General features: G+C 49.5%; 12 protein-coding genes. 7 read left to right on the top strand and 5 right to left on the bottom strand.

Annotation, left to right across the window (positions count from 1 at the left end; genetic code table 11):
- The first annotated feature begins 5 nt into the window (after nucleotides 1-5).
- Both QZT80_RS03240 and QZT80_RS03235 read left to right on the top strand, forming a co-directional pair.
- Nucleotides 6-1,082, top strand: a complete 1,077-nt coding sequence (locus QZT80_RS03240; RefSeq protein ID WP_295117561.1) for a family 10 glycosylhydrolase — start codon at nucleotides 6-8, stop codon at nucleotides 1,080-1,082.
- Nucleotides 1,083-1,172: 90 nt separating this feature from the next.
- Nucleotides 1,173-1,856, top strand: coding sequence for a hypothetical protein (locus QZT80_RS03235; protein ID WP_295117558.1), 684 nt, complete (start codon nucleotides 1,173-1,175; stop codon nucleotides 1,854-1,856).
- A gap of 32 nt (nucleotides 1,857-1,888) precedes the next feature.
- Here QZT80_RS03235 and QZT80_RS03230 read toward each other — a convergent pair whose 3' ends face one another.
- Complete coding sequence (locus tag QZT80_RS03230) at nucleotides 1,889-7,318, bottom strand: Ig-like domain-containing protein (RefSeq protein WP_295117556.1); 5,430 nt, start codon at nucleotides 7,316-7,318, stop codon at nucleotides 1,889-1,891.
- Nucleotides 7,319-8,187: 869 nt separating this feature from the next.
- Here QZT80_RS03230 and QZT80_RS03225 point away from each other — a divergent pair.
- The 5 genes from QZT80_RS03225 to QZT80_RS03205 are packed head-to-tail and all read left to right on the top strand — an operon-like array spanning nucleotide 8,188 to nucleotide 15,722.
- Nucleotides 8,188-8,880: a response regulator transcription factor gene (locus QZT80_RS03225; protein WP_295117553.1), complete on the top strand. Its 693-nt coding sequence runs from the start codon at nucleotides 8,188-8,190 to the stop codon at nucleotides 8,878-8,880.
- On the top strand, nucleotides 8,870-10,231 hold the full coding sequence (locus QZT80_RS03220) for a HAMP domain-containing sensor histidine kinase (RefSeq protein ID WP_295117551.1): 1,362 nt from the start codon (nucleotides 8,870-8,872) through the stop codon (nucleotides 10,229-10,231). Before QZT80_RS03225 ends, QZT80_RS03220 begins: the two co-directional genes overlap by 11 nt.
- 56 nt (nucleotides 10,232-10,287) lie before the next feature.
- Nucleotides 10,288-11,532 (top strand): TolC family protein, encoded by a 1,245-nt coding sequence (locus QZT80_RS03215; RefSeq protein ID WP_295117548.1) that lies wholly within the window; start codon nucleotides 10,288-10,290, stop codon nucleotides 11,530-11,532.
- Nucleotides 11,533-11,535: 3 nt separating this feature from the next.
- A complete protein-coding gene (locus tag QZT80_RS03210; RefSeq protein WP_295117545.1) occupies nucleotides 11,536-12,615 on the top strand; it encodes an efflux RND transporter periplasmic adaptor subunit in 1,080 nt (359 codons plus the stop codon).
- An 8-nt stretch (nucleotides 12,616-12,623) separates the two neighbouring features.
- Nucleotides 12,624-15,722 carry a CusA/CzcA family heavy metal efflux RND transporter gene (locus QZT80_RS03205; RefSeq protein WP_295117543.1) on the top strand — a complete coding sequence of 1,033 codons (3,099 nt, stop codon included), beginning with the start codon at nucleotides 12,624-12,626 and terminating at the stop codon, nucleotides 15,720-15,722.
- 86 nt (nucleotides 15,723-15,808) lie between these two features.
- Here QZT80_RS03205 and QZT80_RS03200 read toward each other — a convergent pair whose 3' ends face one another.
- Genes QZT80_RS03200 through QZT80_RS03185 form a run of 4 tightly spaced genes read right to left on the bottom strand, consistent with a single transcriptional unit; the run spans nucleotide 15,809 to nucleotide 21,554 of the window.
- Nucleotides 15,809-18,364, bottom strand: coding sequence for a polynucleotide kinase-phosphatase (locus QZT80_RS03200; protein WP_295117540.1), 2,556 nt, complete (start codon nucleotides 18,362-18,364; stop codon nucleotides 15,809-15,811).
- The gene (locus QZT80_RS03195; protein ID WP_295117538.1) at nucleotides 18,354-19,424 is read right to left on the bottom strand and encodes a nucleotidyltransferase domain-containing protein; all 1,071 of its coding nucleotides are present in this window, start codon (nucleotides 19,422-19,424) and stop codon (nucleotides 18,354-18,356) included. The genes QZT80_RS03200 and QZT80_RS03195 overlap by 11 nt, the downstream gene beginning before the upstream one ends.
- Entirely contained in the window at nucleotides 19,414-20,175 is a 762-nt protein-coding gene (locus tag QZT80_RS03190) for a nucleotidyltransferase domain-containing protein (protein ID WP_295117535.1), read from the bottom strand. Before QZT80_RS03190 ends, QZT80_RS03195 begins: the two co-directional genes overlap by 11 nt.
- Nucleotides 20,175-21,554, bottom strand: coding sequence for a 3' terminal RNA ribose 2'-O-methyltransferase Hen1 (locus tag QZT80_RS03185; RefSeq protein WP_295117532.1), 1,380 nt, complete (start codon nucleotides 21,552-21,554; stop codon nucleotides 20,175-20,177). Before QZT80_RS03185 ends, QZT80_RS03190 begins: the two co-directional genes overlap by 1 nt.
- Nucleotides 21,555-21,574: the final 20 nt, after the last annotated feature.

Genomic DNA, 21,574 nt, shown 5'->3' with positions numbered 1-21,574 from the left:
CCGTTATGAATAAACGCGACTTTCTTAAATCACTGGGCCTGGGTAGCCTGGCACTTGTACAACCATCGCTGCCAGGTGTAGCACAAAGCACCCGGCCCGCGAAAGCGCCCAAAGTATCGCACCGGGTATGGATAAATCCTGATCATAAAGATACCGAAGTGCAACTGCGCGAACGCTACAGCGCCTACAGGAATGCAGGTATCAGCGACCTGTTTTTCGAGGCCGACAGCGAACCGCATTACCGCATTGCACGCGCACAGGGCCTTAAAGCCCACCGCTGGATGTGGACCATGAACCAGGGCGACAAGGACCTGCTGGCGGCTCACCCCGACTGGTATGTAGTTAACAGGAAAGGTGAGTCGTGCGCCACCCAGCCGCCGTATGTAAACTATTACCGCTTTTTGTGTCCCAGTAAACCAGCAGTGCTGGAACACCTCAAAGCGCAGGTAAACAGTATTCTTTCCAGGAAAGAAGTGGATGGCTTCCACCTCGACTACATCCGTTATCCGGACGTTATTCTTCCTGTAAACCTTTGGAGCAATTACAAAATTGACCAGTCGAAGGAATTGCCCGAGTACGACTATTGCTATTGCGAAAGCTGTCGTAATGCGTATAAATCTCAATACGGCACCGACCCGCTGGAGCTGGAACATCCAGATCAAAGTCCGTCATGGCGCAGATTTCGTTATCAGCGAATTAATAATGTGGTGAACACGCTGGCCAAAGTAGCGCATCAGCATAAAAAACCTATAACAGCCGCCGTATTTCCTACACCCGAGATTGCGAAACGTATTGTTCGCCAGGATTGGGTGAACTGGGACCTCGATGCCGTAATGCCTATGATATACCATGGTTTTTACCGCGAAAACGTAAGCTGGATAGGCGATGCGGTGGACGAAGGCGTAAAAGCCCTGCAAGGCAAGTTCCCGCTGTACGCCGGCCTGTTTCTCCCCGACTTCGGGGGCAACTACGAAGACCTCGACCGGGGTATAAAACTGGCGGTGAAGAATGGCGCTGCGGGGGTTTCTATTTTTGGTGATGTAACGCCTGAAGTGCTAAAAGTACTGGCCGCGAATAAATAAACGACTTCCAAATAACAGGCAACAGCGCTCCCCGTGGGCGCTGTTTTGTTTTTACTGCTTATATTGCCGGCTCATTCAACCCGGCCCGCCATGAAAAGATTATTCTTTACCGTTTTAGCAGCATCCGCTTTTACCGCATGCAAACAACATGTACCTACTGCGCTTGATGTACAGCAAATCAAAGGTCCTGTGAAACAAACCATTGAAACACCTTATGCCACCAGCTTTCGCAATGGCGACTGGCAGAAAGACGGTTTAATGCCCGGTCAGATGTCGATGACGTTTAATTACAACGAAGCCGGGGAAGATACCTCGTACGTGATGGCCGATCATGAAGGAACGACCATCATCCGTTATGTTTCCGAATTTGATGATAACGGCGTTTCCACGGGAGGACGATCTTATAATGGGGATGGCAGGCTGGAAAGTATAACCATGGTACAACGTTACGCAGCCAACAAACTTCCGCTGGAGTACACCAGCTACTCCGCCACCAGCCAGGATACGTTCCGCAACGTGAGTGAGTTTAACGACAAAATGCAACTTGTACATATAACCATCTACCACCAGGAAGCCGAAGTACTGTACGACGAACGAATAGCATTCGGGGAAAAGGGTATTCCGGTTAAACGCACCGTTACCAATTCCGAAGGAGAAAAGAATGAAACAGCGTTCGAGTACCTGAATTTCGACGAAAAGGGAAACTGGATCAGGCGTTTGGAGAAGGGCAAAGACACCGTATTAAAAGAGCGAAAGATCACTTACTACAAATGAAAAGGGCGGCCAATTGGGCCGCCCTTTTCATTTTATCTTACTTTAATAAACGTTTTTGTTTCGAACTTGTCAGCATGCCGCAGCGTAACCAGGTAAACACCGGGAGGCAGGCTACTGATGTCGATCGTGGTTTCGTTAGCCCCTACAACCAGGTCTGTTATCAGGTTAATGGTACGTACGCCAGCCATCGTAGTCACGGTAATCGTCCATTTGCCGCCGCCAGTCTGCACAATTGTTTTCAGCTTGATAAAGTTGGTAGCCGGGTTTGGCACGAGGTCCATAGATTTCAGTATACCTGGCCTTGTATCGATTACCTGGCAGTTAACGCGCCTGATTGTTTTGGTGGCCGTTGCGGCACAACCAGCAGCATTGGTGTACACATAAGTAAGGGTAGATGTTCCCACACCCAGGTTCGCAAAATTCCACTCGCTGCCTGTTACGCCCTCACCACTCCAGGTACCGCCGCTTACATTGGCAGTAAGGGTGATCTTTCCTTCGGAGAGGCATACAGAATCTTTGGTTGTAATCGTTACCGCTGGCAGTGCATTTACCGTTACATCGAGGGTAGCTGCGGCCGTACAACCGCCCGCACCGGTTACCGTGTAGCTGATCCTGCTGGTACCTGCTGTTACAGCCGTAACAAGTCCGCTGTTGCTGATAGTGGCTACGCCATTTGTTGCGCTGCTCCAGGTACCGCCCGCAGTAGCATGTGCCAGCTGAAGTGTAGTACCTGCACATAGTGCATTACCGCCCGTGATGGTGGTTAACGCAGGCAGGTTGTTAACGGTAATGGTATGTTCCGCAGTACTGCTACAACCCTGAGCATTCGCTATCGTGTAACGGATGGTAGCTTGTCCTGCCGCCACACCACTTACCAGCCCGGCAGTATTGATATATGCTATATTGATATTACTGCTGCTCCAAACACCACCAGTTGCTGACGTAGTAAGGGTCGTTTCGCCGCCCACACACACCGCATTTGCACCGCCAAGTGTGGCCACAGCCGGCAGCGCGTTTACGGTTACTGTTTGTGTACCCGATACTGCACAACCGCCTGCATTAACAGCAGTGTAGGAAATCGTAACCTGCCCGCCGGCATTACCCGTTACCACACCATCGATAACCGAAGCCACAGCGGGGTCGGAGGAATTCCATGTACCACCCGCAACAGACGGTACCAGTGTGATACTACCGCTTACACAAACCTGCGTGCCACCGGTAAAGGTTACTGCGGCTGGCGCTGCATTTACTTTTAAAGGATGTCTTACGCTGGCCGAACAATTGTTCGCATTGGTTACCGTGTAAGTAATAATGGCATCGCCGGCGCTCACGCCCGTTACTTCGCCACCAGCCGAAACGGTAGCAATACCGGTCAAATTACTGCTCCATACGCCACCCGGGGTATTGTTAGTAAGTGTAGCGCTGTTGCCTGCACAAATAACATTTGTACCTGTTGTACCAGTTACAACCGGTGTTGCACGTACAGTTACAGCAACATCGGCAGTGCCGGTACAGCCATTACTGCTTACGCTATAAAATATGCTGGTGCTGCCTGCAGTTATGCCGGTTACCAGGCCATTGGAAACAGTAGCAATGCCCGCGTTATCGCTTGTCCAACTGCCACCGGCAACCGTGCTGCTTAACGTAAGCGTTCCATTTTCGCACACCTCAGTTCCACCGCTAAGCGTACCAGCGGAAGGCAATGCGTTTACTATAATATTATGTGTTGTAGCGCTGGTACAACCCGCAGCGTTGGTCAGTGTGTAAGTGATAACCGCGCTGCCGGAAGCAACGCCATTTACAACGCCTGTATTGCTGATTGTTGCCGCAGCGGTATTGCTGCTGCTCCAGGTACCACCTGCTATTGTTGCTGTAAGTGTTGTATTGCTACCTGTACATACTGCTCCATCACCTGTAACAGTTGGAGTTGCAGGGTTGGCATTAACCGTAACAGGCACACTCACGTTATTGCTGCAACCTGCGCTGGTTACCGTATAAGTTATACTGACACTCCCTGCTGTTATACCATTTACCACGCCGGTAGACGCACCTACTGAAGCAATAGCCGTATTGCTGCTGCTCCAGCTTCCGCCAGGTACACTATTGCCAAGCGTGATCGTATTGCCTTCGCAAACCTGGCTGCTGCCGGTAATATTGCCTGCGGAAGGTTTTGCCTGTACAGTAACAGGATAAGCCGCATTATTGCTGCAACCCTGCGCGTTTGTAACTGTATAAATGATATTTACATTGCCGGGTGTAACTCCGGTTACAGTACCAACTGCATCCACTGTTGCAGCCGTGCTGCTGCTGCTCCATATACCACCGGCCGGAGTAGCGCCCAGTACGATGGTGCCGCCTTCGCAAACCGCTGCAGCACCAGTAATAACGGGCACGGCTGGTTTCGCATCCACCGTAATAATATCTGTATAAGCATCACTGCAACCTGCGGCTACAGTAAGCGTATAAGTAATGGATGCCTGACCGGGAGCAACGCCGCTAACCACACCCGTTGTTGCATTAACGGTGGCTACTGCGGTGTTGTTGCTGCTCCATACGCCGCCGCTTACGGTATTAGCCAGCAACACGGTGCTACCTTCGCATACTGCGCGGTCGCCCGTATAAGCCGGTACCGTTACCGATGTATTTACGGTTACTTCCAGTGGTGTGTTGTTTACACAGCCATTAGCATCTGTAATCGTATAAGTAATAATAGTAGAGCCGTTTGTCAAACCGTTTATCACGCCACTGGAAGCGCCAATGGTTGCCACGACTGCATCGCTGCTGGCCCAGGTGCCACCGGTAATGGCATTACTAAGCGTGGCGCTGGAACCAATACATATCGCATTGGACCCGGAGATCGCCGGCACTACAGGGAGGCCGTTCACGGTAATATCTTTTGTTTCTGTAGCAGCGCAACCATTGCCATTTGTATAAGTATAGTTAATGGTCACCGTTCCCGCAGCAATGCCGTTTACAACACCTGCCGCATCTACAGTGGCAATAGCCGTGTTGCTGCTGCTCCATAATCCACCCGCGGTAACGTTGGACAAAGTAATAGCAGCATCTGCACAAACTTCATCGGGGCCGGTAACAGGCGTTACTGCGCCCGCAGGATGTACAGTAAGTGCTTTGCTACCGCTCGCGCTACAAAATCCGTCGTTGATGGTATAGGTGATCGTAACGGGGCCTGCGGTTATACCGTCTACGTTGCCGCCATTGTCCACAGTGGCAATGGCTGCATCGCTGGTGGTCCAGGTGCCGCCGGCAGCAGGACTGCTGAGTGTAATCTGTGAATTAACACAAACGGCTGCCGCACCGTTTATCACTGGCACTGCTGGCAGCGCGCGCACTTCCACTTCGAAAGGCGCGGAGCCCGAGCAGCCATTGATATCAGATACGGTGTAGGTGATAGTGGTAATACCAACTGCCTGTGAGGTTACCGTTCCATTAACCACCGTTGCAATTAACGGATCGGCCGAAGTCCAGGTACCGCCGGGTGTAGGGTTTGCCAGCGTAGTAGCAGCACCGATACAAATATCGCGGGTACCGGTAGTTGCACTGATAGAGCCGGGTGTATTAACAATGATATTATGTGTAGCTGTGCCGGTGCAACCACCGCTGGTTACACTGTAAGTAATCACTACAGAACCGCCGGTCACCCCGGTAACCAAACCGGAAGCATCTACGGTAGCAATGTTCACATCGCTGCTGCTCCACACGCCACCGGCCGTAGCATTGGCCAGCTGCGTGCTGGCGGTACCGCAAACAGTAGCATCGCCGGTAATGGCGGCTACGGTGGGCGAAGGATTTACAGTAAGGGCAATTGTATTCGAAGGCACCGCACAACCGTTATACAGGCCGGAAACCTGCAATTGCGCAGCCGCGGTGGGTGAGTAGGTATAAGTAACATCGGCAGTGCTGCTTAATACATTGTTGTCTGCCTTAAATTCAAACAAAGGATAAGCAAAACCAGATGTGGCCGTGAGCGTGATGGGCGAACCAGCGCAAATTTCAGTAGCGCTCGATGCCAGTGTTACCGGCAATCCATCCACCACCAGCTCTAAACCCGGTACACCGAGTGTGCCTACTTCGCTGATAATTGCGCCATCCATACTGATTGCGTAAAATGGCTGGGCTTTCACGTTAATGTTGCTATAGGCACTGAGGGGTAACGCCCCGGCCGTCGCCTTCATAGCCATACCAACATAAAAATCTTGTCCGGCAGTGGGTTGAACCGGAGCATCAAACTCGAAATATTTTATTGTGCCTACATCGCCGGTGGCTATTACTAGTTCCGGCGACTCGTCCAATATCATTCCGCTGGCATCCAGCAGTACGCCGTAAACCGTTCTGCCGGCCGAATTGGCGTCGGGAGACAATTGAACCCTTACGCCTTTTACCAGTACCGGGGTAACGGGCGGTGCTGTGAACTTAGCGGCAATAATACCATCGCCAGCCCCGTAACTCAACGGGGTGCGGGCCAAATCTGTTTCGTAATAACGCATATCGCCACACTCCACATTTTGCGTAACCGACTTTGCATTATTGGAGGTATTCTCATCCGCCGCAAGCGTAACAGTAATCGTTTGAGCACCACTCACATTGGTTGGCAGCGAGCTAAAGTTCACACTTGCCGATTCATCTGCAAGCAGAGAAGGAATAATTTGTGTTTCGCTATAAGGATTAGCACCGGTTACTGTAATGGTTACCGGGATATTCACCTGGTCCAGCTTACCACGGTTATGTATAACTGTAGTTACGCTGTTACCGGGATTAATAAATTTATTTTCGGTAGAACGGTCAAGCAACAGGCTTACCACGCGCTGATCGTTGTTGTACGGGTTGTCGAACCCGAGTAACAACTGGGGGCGGATAGTAGACAGCGACCCCAGGTTTTCAGGAGCGGTGGTGGTATTACTGGAAGCATACATTAAATTGCTGGTAGCATCTGTTATAGCTCTGTAGCTGGCGCCAGTAGTCGCATAGGTGCTACCTACATATTCATACGCCACGTACATATTGCCTCCTGAATAAGTAAAGGGCTGCGTTAGCGCACAAGTCACCTCACCAGGCGTACCCAATCCTTCTGGAATATTGTATACATCATTGTAAACTTCCAGCATACTGGCAATGGCGGTACTCCAGTTAGCTGACTTATTAGTAACCTGGTTGTCGCTGGTATTCTGAAGATAGAATTTCATATTGCCACCGGCAGGTGCGTTGGTACCACTGCTATAAGCAAAACTCATTTGTGCAATAACGGTGGTAGTAGATACATTCACCAGCTCGGCGGCTTTTAATAAAATAATGCCGCGAAACACACGATGGTTATCCGCACCGCTGGGCGCCCTTGTAGTAGAAACATTCGGTGCATTTTCAGGCACCCTGGCCACTACAAATGCCTGACCAAAGGCCTCAATACTAAAAACGGCTATAACAAGAAGGAGTATAATTTTCTTCATCGGCTTTCTTTTACGGTAATAACATGGAATGAAAAATCCCCCGGGAGTTCCGGGTCCACACGCCAAGTTGGGGCGGAGAGCATTATGTAATACTGCATAGGTTTATTAAATGAGTAAAATCAACTAATTACACTTGCACACCCGCGTGCAAAACGTTAGTCTTGGCATAGTTATGGTCAAAATAATTAGTTTCGGGGGAGGATTGATTTTAGAAAACTGCCTCAGAATCAACTTCTTTTACAAACAATTAAAGCCAAAATTAAGACTAATTTGATGTATTACCGCTAATATTTACCCTCTTTCACAAGCTACTGATCCACATTACCTTACCAAAAGGCCGTTCTACGATGGTATTTACGTCCATTTCCTGCCTTCCGATCTGTAAAAAACCAGTTTCTATCTGCCAATAGTATTATATCAACATAAGAACCCGGCTGTTACCCCTGCTGATATGCTCAATTCAGCCGCAGTAAACAAATTGCCCAAATTGGGTATACCTGCTAACATCTCTTCAAATGACAACACTCTACGTCGCCGAACCTCTATACTCCTATGCATGATCCTGTAGGAATCCATGCTGTATCTTACGTTTATCCTTCGTAGATCCTAGGTTTATCCTAGGTTAATTTTAGGTATTTAAGCCTAGAATGAACCTAGGATAAACCTAGAATGAACCTAGGATGAAGCCAGGATCTGGCTAGGATGGAGCCGGGATGTATACGGAATCAAGCTTAGCACCCTTATGAATACTGATGTGACCGGCACACATTGATATTGATGCCAGCGATGGAATGTCAATATCCACCGGTAAGCGGATGAGGGGGAACGTGCAGAGCGCCATTTAACGGTTAAATTGTAATTTCATGCCCATGCACAATTTGCTCCTGTTAGAAGATGATGTGAACCTGGCGGCCGATATTAAAGCCCAGCTGGACCGGGAAGGCTTTCACGTGGAAGTCCGGTACGATGGGCAGATGGCCGAAAAAACGGCGCTGCGCCAGGCGTTCGACTGTATTATACTGGACATTAATGTGCCCGGTAAAAACGGTTACGAGGTATGCCGCGCCATCCGGAACAATGCCATTACCACCCCGGTAATTATGCTAACAGCCTTCGGCGAGGTGGAAGATAAGCTGGATGGGTTTGACAGCGGGGCCGACGACTATCTGACCAAACCCTTTTATTTCCGCGAACTGCTCGCCCGCATTAAGGCCTTGCTAAAAAGGGGCGGGGCGCATAGTGAAGCCGTAAAAAGTATCAACATAGATAATTTAAATATCGACCTCGATAAAAAGCAGGTTAGCCGTGGAGGCCAGCTGATCAGGCTTACCGGGCGGGAGTTCAATATCCTTTCCATGCTGGCCGCCAATCCCGGGCAACCCTTCTCCAAAAAGGAACTGATAAATGCCATATGGGGCACTTCTGTAGAAGTAAATACCAATACCATCGAGGTTTTCATCAATTCGCTGCGTAATAAGATCGATAAAAACCAACCGGTAAAACTTATTCATACCCGCTTCGGTTTCGGGTATTACATCAGCAACGAGCCGCATGAAGCTTAGAAAAAAAATACTCCGCTCCTTTTCCTTCTTCTTTATATTGATACTGGGCCTAACGCTGGCCAGTGTCTATTACATTTCTGCGCTTAACCGCCAGCAGGAGTTTTACCAGCGGATCAAAGACCTTAATACCACGGTACTCAAATTACTGTCTACCGCCGAACGTATTGATAAAAGTCTTATCGACAACTTTGACGAAACCACCATTTACACGCTGCACGACGAAAAAATATTACTGTTCGACAGTACCGGTAAAAACATTTATACCAGTATAGACGATGCCAAAATACCTTACGCACGCAGCCTGGTACGCGAACTGCGCGACAACGGCCGGCACGAAATATTGAACAGCGAAGGCCAATTCGACATCGTAGCACACATCATTTACCACAACGGCCACAAATACTTCGCAATCGGAAAAGCCTACGACAAGGCCGGCCGCGACAGCCTTAACTTCCTGGGCTGGCTGCTCATCATCATCTTCCTCATCTCTCTTTCACTTTCATTTTTTGTAACGCTGTTTTTGTCGAAACAAATTACCAGCCCCATTACATCACTCACCAGGCAGGTAGACCGTATTTCGGCCACCAACCTGGAGAAGGTGGAAGTGCCGGGCAGCACCGATGAAATAGCCTCGCTGGCAACAGGATTTAATAATATGCTCACCCGTGTAGACGAATCGTTTGCCTACCAGAAAAACTTTATCCAGCACGTATCGCATGAACTAAAAAATCCGATAGCTGTATTGATTTCCAATATAGAAAGAGGGCTGAACGAAGACAAGCCCGATACCTGGAAGCAAAGTCTTGGCTTTCAGAAAGAAGGATTGATGCAGATCGCCGGCGTGATCAATACGCTCATAGAAATCTCCCGTTATCAACAAACAACACCGCAGGTATTTACCGATCGTGTGCGGATAGACGAGCTTTTGTTCGAATGCACCGACGACCTGCAGGTCGTTTATCCATCCAGTCGCTTTGGTTTTAACACCGCCGACAATATTACCAGTGCGGCCGACATGGAAGTGGCAGGCAATGAAAGAATGCTGAAACTCGCCTTCTACAACCTGCTTAAAAACGCCAGTGAATATTCAGACGACAGTTCCGCATCCATTGAAGTAATGAAAAACGATGGTGCTTTACAGGTACGTTTACTCAATAATGGCGCTACCCTGGCGCCTGAAGAACAGCCTTACCTCTTCGGCTACTTCTTCCGCGGCAGCAACAGCCGGAACAAAAACGGTATTGGTCTGGGCCTGGTAATGGTGGCCCGCATCCTGCAACTGCACGGGGCTTCGGCGCAATATAGCGTAGAAGATGGGAAGAACTGTTTTACGATAAAACTTCCGTCTTAAGCACATCTTTATCCCTCTTAAGGAAATCTTAAGTTGCTTCTTGCCAATATTGTGGCATGAAGTATTTGCCGTATATCATGTTGCTGGCAGCTCCCTTTACCGTTAAAGCGCAAAGTTCTCTTTCGCTTACGCCGGAGCAGGCCGACAGCATCTTTCTTAAAGAAAATTTACTACTGCTGGCGGAGCAGTATAACATCAGCGCTCAGGAAGCACTGATCATTCAGGCCAAAGCCTATCCTAATCCTAACATCTCCGCCGAACTACACACTTACGATACCGATAACCGCAAAGTCTTCCTCATCGGGAAGAATGGCGAAAAGGTGTTTTCCTTTGAACAACTGCTGTTGCTGGGTGGTAAACGTAAAACAGAGATTGCCATTGCCCGCCAGCATAAAGAACTGGCCGTGGCGGAGTTTGAAGAACTGTTACGCAGTTTGCGCCTGCAACTGCACAGTAACCTGCTTTCGCTGTATCAACAACAAACCGTGACCACACATTACGACAGGCAGTTGAAAGCACTGGATACGCTCATCACCCGTTTTGAGGAACAGGCGGCGAAAGGCAACCTGCCCTTACAGGAAGTGGTGCGGTTAAAGTCGGTGTACCTAAAAATCAATAACGACCGCTCCGAAATGGCGGCCATGGAAGTTGAGGCGCTAAAAAACCTGCAATTACTGCTACAAAAAACCACGCTTATTTATCCCACTATCGCTGCCAACGCCTTCGACAACCTGCTGTTGCTGAAAGATAACGACGAACTGTACAACCTGGCCATGCAACACCGGCCGGATGTACAGCAGGTAAAAGGGCAACAAAACATTTCACAGTTGCAGCTATCCCTTGAAAAAAGGCAACGTGTACCCGATGTAACGCTTAACCTGAGCTACGATCAGTTGGGTAACGCCTGGCGCAACCAATATATGACGGGTATTGGCATGCCGCTACCGCTGTGGGACCGTAACAAAGGGAATATCCGCGCAGCGGAAGCCGGCGTAAAGGCTGCTGCTATCTACGGCGCGCACAAAACATCGGCGGTAAGGGCAGAAGTGTTTGCCTCCTGGCAAAACATGCAACGCAGCATACGCGAATACAGCAAAGTAAAACGACTGTACACCAACGACTTCGACGCTGTACTGCAAGGCATTAACAGCAATTTCCAGAAGCGTAATATTTCGATACTTGAGTTTGTAGACTTCCTGGAGTCGTACAATGAATCGCTTACCGAGTTTGAACGCGTTAAGAACCAACTCGCCCTTGCCGCCGCACAAATTAATTATGTAACCGCAACAAATGTTTACTGATAAATGAAGTACTTATTATACACCGCGCTGCTGGCCGCTATGGCCGGCGGATGCAAACCGCAGCCACAGCATGAGGAAAAGGCATGGAGCTTTTCGCTGAGCGATAGCATGATGGCCCGATGCGAATTTGCCGTAGCCGCTATATCTGATGTGCGTAATGAATTGAAACTTTTTGGCAAAGTAGCCGCCGACAACAATCGCCTGGCCCAGGTTTATCCATTAGTGGGGGGAAATGTGATGAAGATAAATGTGGAGTTGGGCGATTATGTTAAACAAGGCCAGGTATTAGCAGTGGTGCGCAGTGGCGAAGTGGCCGACTTCCAGCGCCAGCAACTGGACGCCAATGCCGACGTTGCCCTGGCAGAAAAGAATTATCAGGTAGCAAAAGACCTGTACGAAGGCAAACTGAATTCTGAGAAAGATGTAACCGCCGCCGCCAAAGAGCTGGAGAAAGCGAAAGCGGAGCAGGCAAGAATTTCTGAGATCTACCACATCTACAGCCTTAAAGATGGTTCGATCATGAACATTACGGCACCCGGCAGTGGTTTTATCGTATCTAAAAATATTAACCAAAACGAACAGTTGCGCAGCGATAAAACAGATGCACTGTTTTCTATTGCGCAAATAGATGAAGTATGGGTATTAGCGAATGTGAACGAAACCGACATTGCCAGTGTGGCCGTGGGTTACGAAGCGGAAATAAGTACGATGAGTTATGCAGGCAAGGTATTTCATGGTAAGGTAGACAGGATTTTTAATGCGATAGATCCTGATACAAAGGCCATGAAACTGCTGATACGCATACCCAATAAGGAACTGTTGCTGAAGCCTGAAATGAGCGCCTCGGTTAAACTACTGTTCTCGGAAAATAAAAAACTGGTAGCCGTGCCTTCGTCGGCCATCATTTTCGATAAGAGCAAAAACTGGGCGATGGTGTTTAAAGACCGTAGCAATATCGAAACCCGCCAGGTAAAGGTGTATAGCCAGGTAGGCGATGTATCGTACATCGAGGCGGGCCTGCAGGAAAATGAAAAAGTGATTTCCCGTAACGGAATTATGGTGTATGACGCATTAAACGACTGATCTTTCCCATGAACAAATTCATAAAAAATATTATTGCCATATCGCTCCGCAATAAACTGTTCGTATTCTTCTGTACCGCCATACTGGCTATTGCCGGCTGGATCAGTTATATGAACATCCCGCTGGAGGCCTTTCCCGATGTAACCAATACGCAGATAGTAGTGGTAACGGAATGGAATGGCCGTAGTGCAGAAGAGGTGGAGCGTTTTGTGACCACCCCGATAGAAATTGCCATGAACTCGGTACAGAAAAAGGCGAACGTGCGCAGTGTAACCATGTTCGGCCTCTCTGTTATCAAAATCATTTTTGACGATAATGTGGAAGACTTCTTCGCCAGGCAACAGGTAAACAACCAGCTACGCAACGTACAATTACCCGAAGAGGTGGAGCCTGACGTACAGCCACCATACGGCCCCACCGGTGAAATTTACCGGTATGTACTGAAGGGCGACAAGCGTGACACCCGCGAACTGCTCACCTTACAGAACTGGGTGATCGACCGGCAGTTGCGCGCTGTACCCGGCGTGGCTGATGTAGTAGCCTTCGGCGGACAGGAGAAGATTTATGAGATATCGGTAGACCCGGTAAAACTCCAGAAATACGACCTTACGCCGCTACAGGTATATGAAGCAGTGACCAAAGCCAACCTGAACGTAGGTGGCGACGTGATAGAAAAGAATGGACAAGCCTACGTGGTACGGGGTCTGGGGCTACTTAACACCAGCCGCGATATCGAAAACACCATCGTGGCTAACTACAATGATAACCCGGTACTGGTGAAGAACATTGCCGCCGTTGCCGAAGCCAGCGCCACACGGGTGGGACAGGTGGGTTTAAATGATAAAGATGATGTGGTAGAAGGTATTGTGGTGATGCGGAAGGATGAAAATCCGGGTGAAGTGCTGGCCCGCGTAAAGGCCCGCATCAACGAGATCAATGCCAACGTATTACCACACGATGTGAAGATGGAAGTGTTTTACGATCGTGATAACCTGATGGAGTACTGCACGCAAACCGTGATGCACAACCTGGTGGAAGGTATTGTTTTCGTAACGGTAATCGTGTTCATTTTTATGGCCGACTGGCGCACTACGCTGATCGTATCGATTATCATCCCGCTTTCGCTGCTGTTTGCCTTTATGTGTTTGAAGATGAAGGGCATGAGCGCCAACTTATTATCGTTGGGGGCGGTAGACTTCGGGATCATCATTGACGGTGCGGTGGTAATGGTGGAGGGACTATTTGTTGCGCTCGACCATAAGGCCCACAAGTTTGGGATGGAACGGTTTAATAAACTATCGAAACTCGGTCTTATTAAGAAAACGGGCGCCGGGCTTGGTAAAGCGGTGTTCTTTTCTAAACTCATCATCATATCGGCCCTGTTGCCCATATTCGCCTTCCAGAAAGTAGAAGGAAAAATGTTCTCGCCACTCGCCTGGACATTGGGTTTTGCGTTACTCGGCGCACTCCTGTTCACGCTCACACTTGTTCCGGTACTGGTATCGATATTACTAAGGAAGAATGTGCGCGAGAAGAACAATCCTTTCGTCAACTTCTTTAATTACATCGTTGGTAAAGGTTTTGCCGTAACGTTTAAACATAAACGCGCCAGCGTAATAATATCTGTAGCGGTATTGGCACTGTCGTTGTTCTCCACCCGCTGGCTGGGAACCGAGTTTTTACCACAATTGAACGAAGGAGCCCTGTGGGTGACGGCCGAACTACCGATGAGCCTTTCGTTACCAGAGAGCGTGAACATGGCCAAAACCCTTCGCCGCGACCTGCAATCGTTCCCCGAGGTAAGCAGTGTATTGTCACAAACCGGCCGATCGAACGATGGGACAGATCCTAACGGGTTTTACTTCCTGCAGTTCCAGGTAGACCTGAAGCCGAAAAAGGAATGGGACAGAAAGATAAGTGTGGAGCAGTTGATTGATGAAATGGACCAGCAGTTAAGTCACTACCAGGGCGTTTTGTACAACTACTCACAACCCGTTATCGATAACGTAGCGGAGGCAGTAGCAGGTTTTAAGGCAAGTAACGGTATAAAGATTTATGGTGATGATCTTACCAAACTGGACGCCCTGGCCGAAAAGGTAATGGCCGAAGTAAAAGATATCGAAGGCATTAAAGACCTGGGCATCCTCCGAAATATAGGCCAGCCCGAAATAAGCGTATCGCTGGATGAGGAGAAGATGGCGATATACGGCGTACAGAAGGCCGATGCGCAAAGTATTATCGAGATGGCGATAGGTGGTAAAACCGCCACAGAGAAGTACGAAGGCGAACGGAAGTTTCCCGTGCGCATCCGTTACGAACAGGAGTATCGCAAGAATGAAGACGACATCATGCAATTACGTGTGCCTACGATGCGGGGCGAAAGTATTCCCCTGAAGGAAATTGCCGACATGGATAAAGTAACCGGCCCGGCCTTCATTTACCGCGACAACACCAAACGTTTTATCGGTATTAAGTTCTCCATCCGCGACCGTGACCTGGGCAGCACTATTGCCGAAGCGCAGGCACGTGTAGCAAAAAGCATCGAATTACCTGCTGGCTACACCATTGGCTGGACCGGCGAATTTGAGAACCAGGTAAGGGCAACGGCACGTCTTGGACAGGTAGTACCCATCAGCTTAATCCTGATATTTGTGCTGCTGTTCATCATGTTCGGCAATATCGGCGATGCTTCGCTGGTACTCGCCAACGTACCCTTCGCATTGATCGGAGGCATACTGGCCTTACACCTGGCCGGCATCAACTTCGGCATATCGGCCGGCGTGGGCTTCATTGCCCTGTTCGGGATATGCGTACAAAACGGGGTGATCCTTATTTCCGAATTCCATAATAACCTGAAACAACGACTGGCGCTGGTACCAGCTATAGTCGAAGGCGTAAAAACAAGAACACGACCAGTAATTATGACCGCTTTGATGGCGGCACTGGGTCTTACGCCCGCCGCACTCAGCACCGGTATTGGCTCAGAGTCGCAGAAGCCCCTTGCCATCGTGATCATCGGAGGATTAGTGTCGGCTACGATCTTCACCCTGTTGGTGTTCCCGGTGTTCTATTATTGGTCAGTAAGAAAAAAGCATGTGAATATATAGAAAGGTTGTGTTGTGCAGATTGGTTTTAGTAGTGTGGTTGTTTTTAATCAGGTATACCGGGGGATTTCTCCCCCGGTTTTTTTTGTTTATAGTCTTGGATCTACAGGTTCACTTTCCAACGCCAGCACGCCAAATACACAGGCGTGTACTTTCCGCAGCGCTTCTTTCTGAACAAAGTTTTCCAATCCCTCTAACCCTAAAACAAACTCACGCATAGCCAGCGAACGTTTGCCAGATAAACCGCGTTGTTTAAGACGGATCAGGTTTTCGGGAGCAGTATACTCTGGTCCGTAAATGATACGCAGGTACTCCCTACCCCTGATCTTTATGGCAGGTTGCGCTATGCCGCGCGGATGCTGGTGAATGAAGTCGTACGGTTTTACCACCATGCCCTCACCACCTTTAGCAGTAAGCTCCAGCCACCATTGTAGCGCGCTGTTTACATCAATTTCATCTTCGAGGTGTAACACACGATAGTTAGTAGCCAGTAACACCTGTTCATCGCCACGGCAAACACGGGCAATAGTTTCCATATGCCATTCGTGATCGCGGCTGGTGTAGGTTTTTCCTGCGGTAGCCAATAAATGGAACGGCGCCAGTTTGTAATCGGCAATGCTATTTACCGGCCAGCAGTACTGGCGGTAGGCATCGGTAAATTGCGCGGCCTGTTGTTTACGTGTACTGTACTTCTCCAGCAGCGGTACAGCACTGGGGTTACGAAGGGCGGTCTGCTGCAAAGCCTGCACCGCAATATCCATCGCCCTGCCAGAAGCCGCGCCTACCGATGCATATTGCGTTTGCAACAAACTTTGCGCCTTGGCGCTCCAGGGCATTAACTCACAATCGAAACAGGCCCAGTCTGTATTAAACTCCTCGTAGAAACCGGTTGTTTCCAAAGCCAGGTTCAGCCGTTGCAGTAATTCCTGCTCTACGGCCTTATCATTAAAATAAGCACGACCGGTACGGGTATAAATCGTACCTATTCCTTCGCCGGTAATGCCAAAAGCTTCCTTCACCGCCTGTTCATTCTTTGCTACGATTACTACAGCGCGGGAGCCCATATGTTTTTCCTCGCACACCACTTTCGTTACGCCTACGCCTTTGAAGTAGGAGAACGCTTCCTGCGGATACTCAAGATAGTCTTCCAGTTTACTCGTTTCGGACGGACTCATGGTAGGTGGTAAATAAATAAGCCATTGGGGATTAATAGCGAAACGGCTCATCACCTCAAGAGCGGCAATACTATTCTCCTCGCGCACGGTCACATTCTGGCCGAAACGTGTTTCGATAATTTGCTTACCGGTAAAGTCGGCTATATCCAGCACATCGTCGTTGGCCTGCTGCAGCGACAATGGCACTGTACCTGAGGGCAACAGCGGCCTTGCCGATACTACGTACACTTCTGCCGCAGGTACAGACACCAGTTCCCTTTCAGGATAACGCAGCGCTGTAAGATGGCCGCCGAATACACAACCAGTGTCTATATCGATCGTACGGTTCAACCATTGCGCCTGTGGTACTGGTGTATGGCCGTATACCACCATGGCTTTACCACTATATTCACTCGCCCAGTTGTACCGTACCGGCAATCCGAATTCATCTATCTCGCCAGTCGTTTCTCCGTACAAACTAAACTCCCGCACCGCCCCCGATCCCCGGCCGTGCATTTCTTCACGCAGGCCGGCGTGGGCTACCACCAGCTTTCCATTATCGAAAACGTAGTGGCTTATCAACCCATCGAGAAATGGTTTTAATTCTTCTATGAATGCTGCCGGCTCCTTCGCCAGTTGTTCCACCGTTTTTTCAAGACCATGACGCACCTGCACATGTTTGCCATTTAACCAGCGAAGCAGTTTTACATCGTGGTTGCCTGCCACGCAATAACCGTTATCGGATTTAACGATATCCATTACCAGGCGTAATACCGCCGGTGTAGCCGGGCCACGATCGCAAAGGTCGCCGAGGAATATTGGCTTACGCCCTTCGGGATGGCGCCATACGCCCTGCTGCGGTGCGTAACCCAGCTTCGTAAGCAACAATACCAGCTCGTTGTAACAACCATGTATATCCCCAATAATATCGAACGGACCTGTTACTTCTTTTTTGTTGTTGTATAGTTTATCGCGTTCGATGTGGGTAATCGCATCTATCTCCGCCTGACCGCGCAGTTCATGCACGTGCCGGAAACCTTCCAGTTTTAACCGGTGGATGCTCCGCTTAAGTTGTACCCACTGGCGGTGCAGGGCATGACCCGGCACCTGCCTGTCTGTACGGGCGGCACTGCGTTCATCGAGTACTTTCTCCGGCTGGTTCATCACGATGGCTACCGGTAATACGTGGTACTCGCGGGCCAGCGCTACCCATTTCTTCCTGTCATCTTCCGAAACGTTGGTCGCGTCTATCACTGTGAGTAGGCCGTTCTTCAAACGTTTAGAGGCAATGAAACGCACCAGGTCAAAAGCATCGGTGGTGGCGGAGAGGTTGTTCTCATCATCGCTTACCGCAGCACGGCACGCATCGGATGATACTACTTCTGTGGGTTTAAAGTGTTTGCGTGCAAAGGTGGACTTGCCGGAGCTGGAAGCTCCGACTAATAACACCAGTGACACTTCTGGTATATGTAATGTTGTTTTATCTCGCATAAAAAGAGGTCCTTATCTGCACCAGCAGCTCTTCCGCCTTTTGCTCGTCCGGAGCATCGGGCAGATCGCTGATGGCATACAGCTTTTCTATTTTGTCCATTTTATCTTCCACCATTTTCATCAGTTCAGCGTATTCATATTGTCCGTGCCGGATTTTCAATAAGAACTCCCTGTCGTTACGGTAAACGTTCACCTGCCGTTGTGTGGCTATTTCTTCAGCCATACTTAAAAGGCGGATGGTGTGCATCATGTTTTTAGCATCGTAGCCCTTGCCGTGGCTCTGCGTGCTTTCGTACCGGGCTTGGTTCCGTTCGGCTACCCATTGATGGTAGGAGGCATACTCGCGGCAGTATACGGAATACCCGTCCTTATTAAAATTCATCACACCCAGCGGTTCGAGACCTTTAGGCACGGTGCTTACCTGCACATCATTAGCATCAGGGCCGGATACGATGCCTTTAAACCAGGTATCGGCTGGCAACTGCTGATGATGATACAGCATGTATACATCGCGAAAGTGATCTACCTTTATCAACCCACATTCTTCCTGCTTAAAACCTCTATCTGTCAACCATTCACGAAGCGGTACGCTACCGTTACCTGCTATCATGTAACAAAAGTCGGCTACCGACTTTCGCTCGCCATCCATCGGTTTATTGATCATTTTATTTAGTCCGCCAGCCTTTTTGATCTGCGTTTTAGCATATCCGGCAAAGGTTTGCAGGCACAGTTTCGATAAAAAGTCTTCGGGTTTGATAAGATGCATCAGCGGATGTTTATACAACACCGCTTTATCCGGAGAGTTAAGCAGTTCGAGGATATTCGGATTGTTTTTACACAACAGTTCTACGAAACGGCCGATCTCAAAGTACACCTCATCGTTACTTTCATTACTCACCTGGTCCGTATATCCCATACCAAACAACTCCTTTTCCGGCAATACGAATATGCCTTTCAGGTCAGTGTCTGAAGTGGGCACCTGCAGGTTATAGGCACGGCTGCCGCTGATGCACTTCATCAACAGGTGGCCTGGCTCTGCGGTCAATTGTTCAAAGGTCATGATGCATATATTTTCGGAACAGTTCATCCAGCTCCTCCGTTGTATGTCGTATGGACGGGAGGGCGGATGCCTTTTCTTTACAATTATTCAATGTTTCCTGCAGCCAGTTTTGTAACAGGGGGATGGGCGTTATCAGCGCCTTCTCGTCCGCACCTGCCTTCACTTTCAACAGGGTGTCCACCGCCTGCTGCCAGGGTTCGTCCTGCACCAGCGTACGTAGTATACCAAACTCCATAGGTGGCACTTCCTGCTTCTCTATTATCCACAAAGCCGCCAGGGCAGGGCGCAGGGCGTAGAAGTATTTTTTGATCTTTACCTGCCCGCCCTGCAAATCGTTCTCCAGGGTATTAAAAGCCATCGACAGGTAATGATGACAGCCTGCACGGCACGAGAAATACTTTGGCATCAATGCTTTTAGTTCGTCTACGAACGCGTGGTTACCATCGTACCATACGGGCGACTGCAACCACTCGTACAAGGGTGCATTGGATTTAAGAAATAGCTGCAACGCCTTTCGCAAGTCCCAGCCACCGATGTCCAGCACTTCGTTTACCGGAAGTTCTATCACATCGCGGCGGTCGGCGATGGACAGGTAATCGGAGGTACGGCGGGTATATATAAAGCGTACGTCGTAGTCGCTGTCGGTGGAGGCAAAACCCCAGGCCCTGCTGCCCGACTCGCAGGCATACAGCACCTTTACTTTTTCATGCACTGCTGTTTCCAGCAACTTTTCTATTATCGTCAGTTCCATTATTCTTTCTTTTTAAATATCGCCATTTGCGTTAGGGCGCCTATTTCTGCGTCCTCTTCACCAACGGCTTTGTACTGCACGGCATAACCGTATTCATTCCCCAGCCTGTCGCCCCAGTTACGGAACTGCTCACGCGTCCATTCGAAGCGGTGGTCGCTGTGGCGCATGTGGCCACTGAACAGGCTCTCGAATTTAACGTTGTATTCCGCATTCGGGGTCGTAATAATTACATGAGCCGGTCGCGCATATTCAAACAGTACTTTTTCCAGGGTTGCCAGCCGTGGCTCGTCCAGGTGTTCTATCACCTCCACCAGGGCAGCAGCATCCATCCCTTCTATTCGTTTATCGCGATAAGTGAGGGAGCCTTGTACCAGCTGGATCCTTTCCTGCTGCGACAGTGGCAGCCGGTCGATCTTCAACTTTCTCTGCGTTATTTCCAGTGAGCGGTAACTCACGTCCATACCCAGTATCTTCTCAAACTGTTTTTCAGGAAGCAGCAGGCGTAATAGTTTGCCTTCGCCGCAGCCCAGGTCGGCCACGCTTTTAGCGCCTGTAGCCAATAGTTCGTCTTTCACCATCAGCAACCGCGCATCGTGTGCGCGCATCCTTGGCGCAACCACTTCCGCCTCTACTTCAGGCAGCTCTTCCTTCAACAACGACTGTATCGCATCACTTATCAAAGCTTTATGGTGGCGCAGGTACCGCTGTACGATCAGCTCCTTCGCAGGATGCTGATCTAACCAGGCCTTACCTTTCTCCATCAGCTTATCCACCTCTTCTTTCCCAACCCAGTAATGTTTATCGTTGTCGCATACCGGGATAAGAATGTACAGGTGCGATAACAGCTGCTGCATCGTAACCGTGTTCACCAGCGTTACGTCGAAGTAACGGCTTTCGCCCCACGCGGGGAACTTTTCGTCGAGCGGCAGGCGGGTGGCAATAATGGTATAACCCAGTGGCAGGAACAAATCGTTCAGTAACGCTTCACCGCCACGCACAGGCAATACCGGCAGCCGTATTTCGAACGGCATGGGCGTAGCAGGCAGTTCCGGGCGGTCTTTACAGCGACCATTAAGGGCCGATGAATAAGCTTTTGCGATAGCAGCACTCATAAACGAACTGGCCACGTACGGGCGGTCGTTTACATATTGCTGCAGGGCAAAATCATTTCCTGCGGGACCATTGTCTTTGCGCACCAGGCCAACCGGATCTATATCTAATAATAAAGCGGCCGTACACCGGGTTTCCGACACCTCGGGGTAAAACACGTGTGCAATACCGCCCGACAATTCCACCTGTTGGGTTTTATCGGGACGTTTATGCAAAAGGTATCCCAAGTCCGTAGCGGGCTTGTGGGTTGTTGTAATCGTGAGTAACATCTTTCTAAAAATAAAAATAA

The organism is uncultured Chitinophaga sp. (assembly GCF_902168175.1).
GTDB lineage: Bacteria > Bacteroidota > Bacteroidia > Chitinophagales > Chitinophagaceae > Chitinophaga.
Note: the sequence above shows the minus strand (reverse complement) of the source record. Positions and strands in the feature narration are given on the sequence as shown.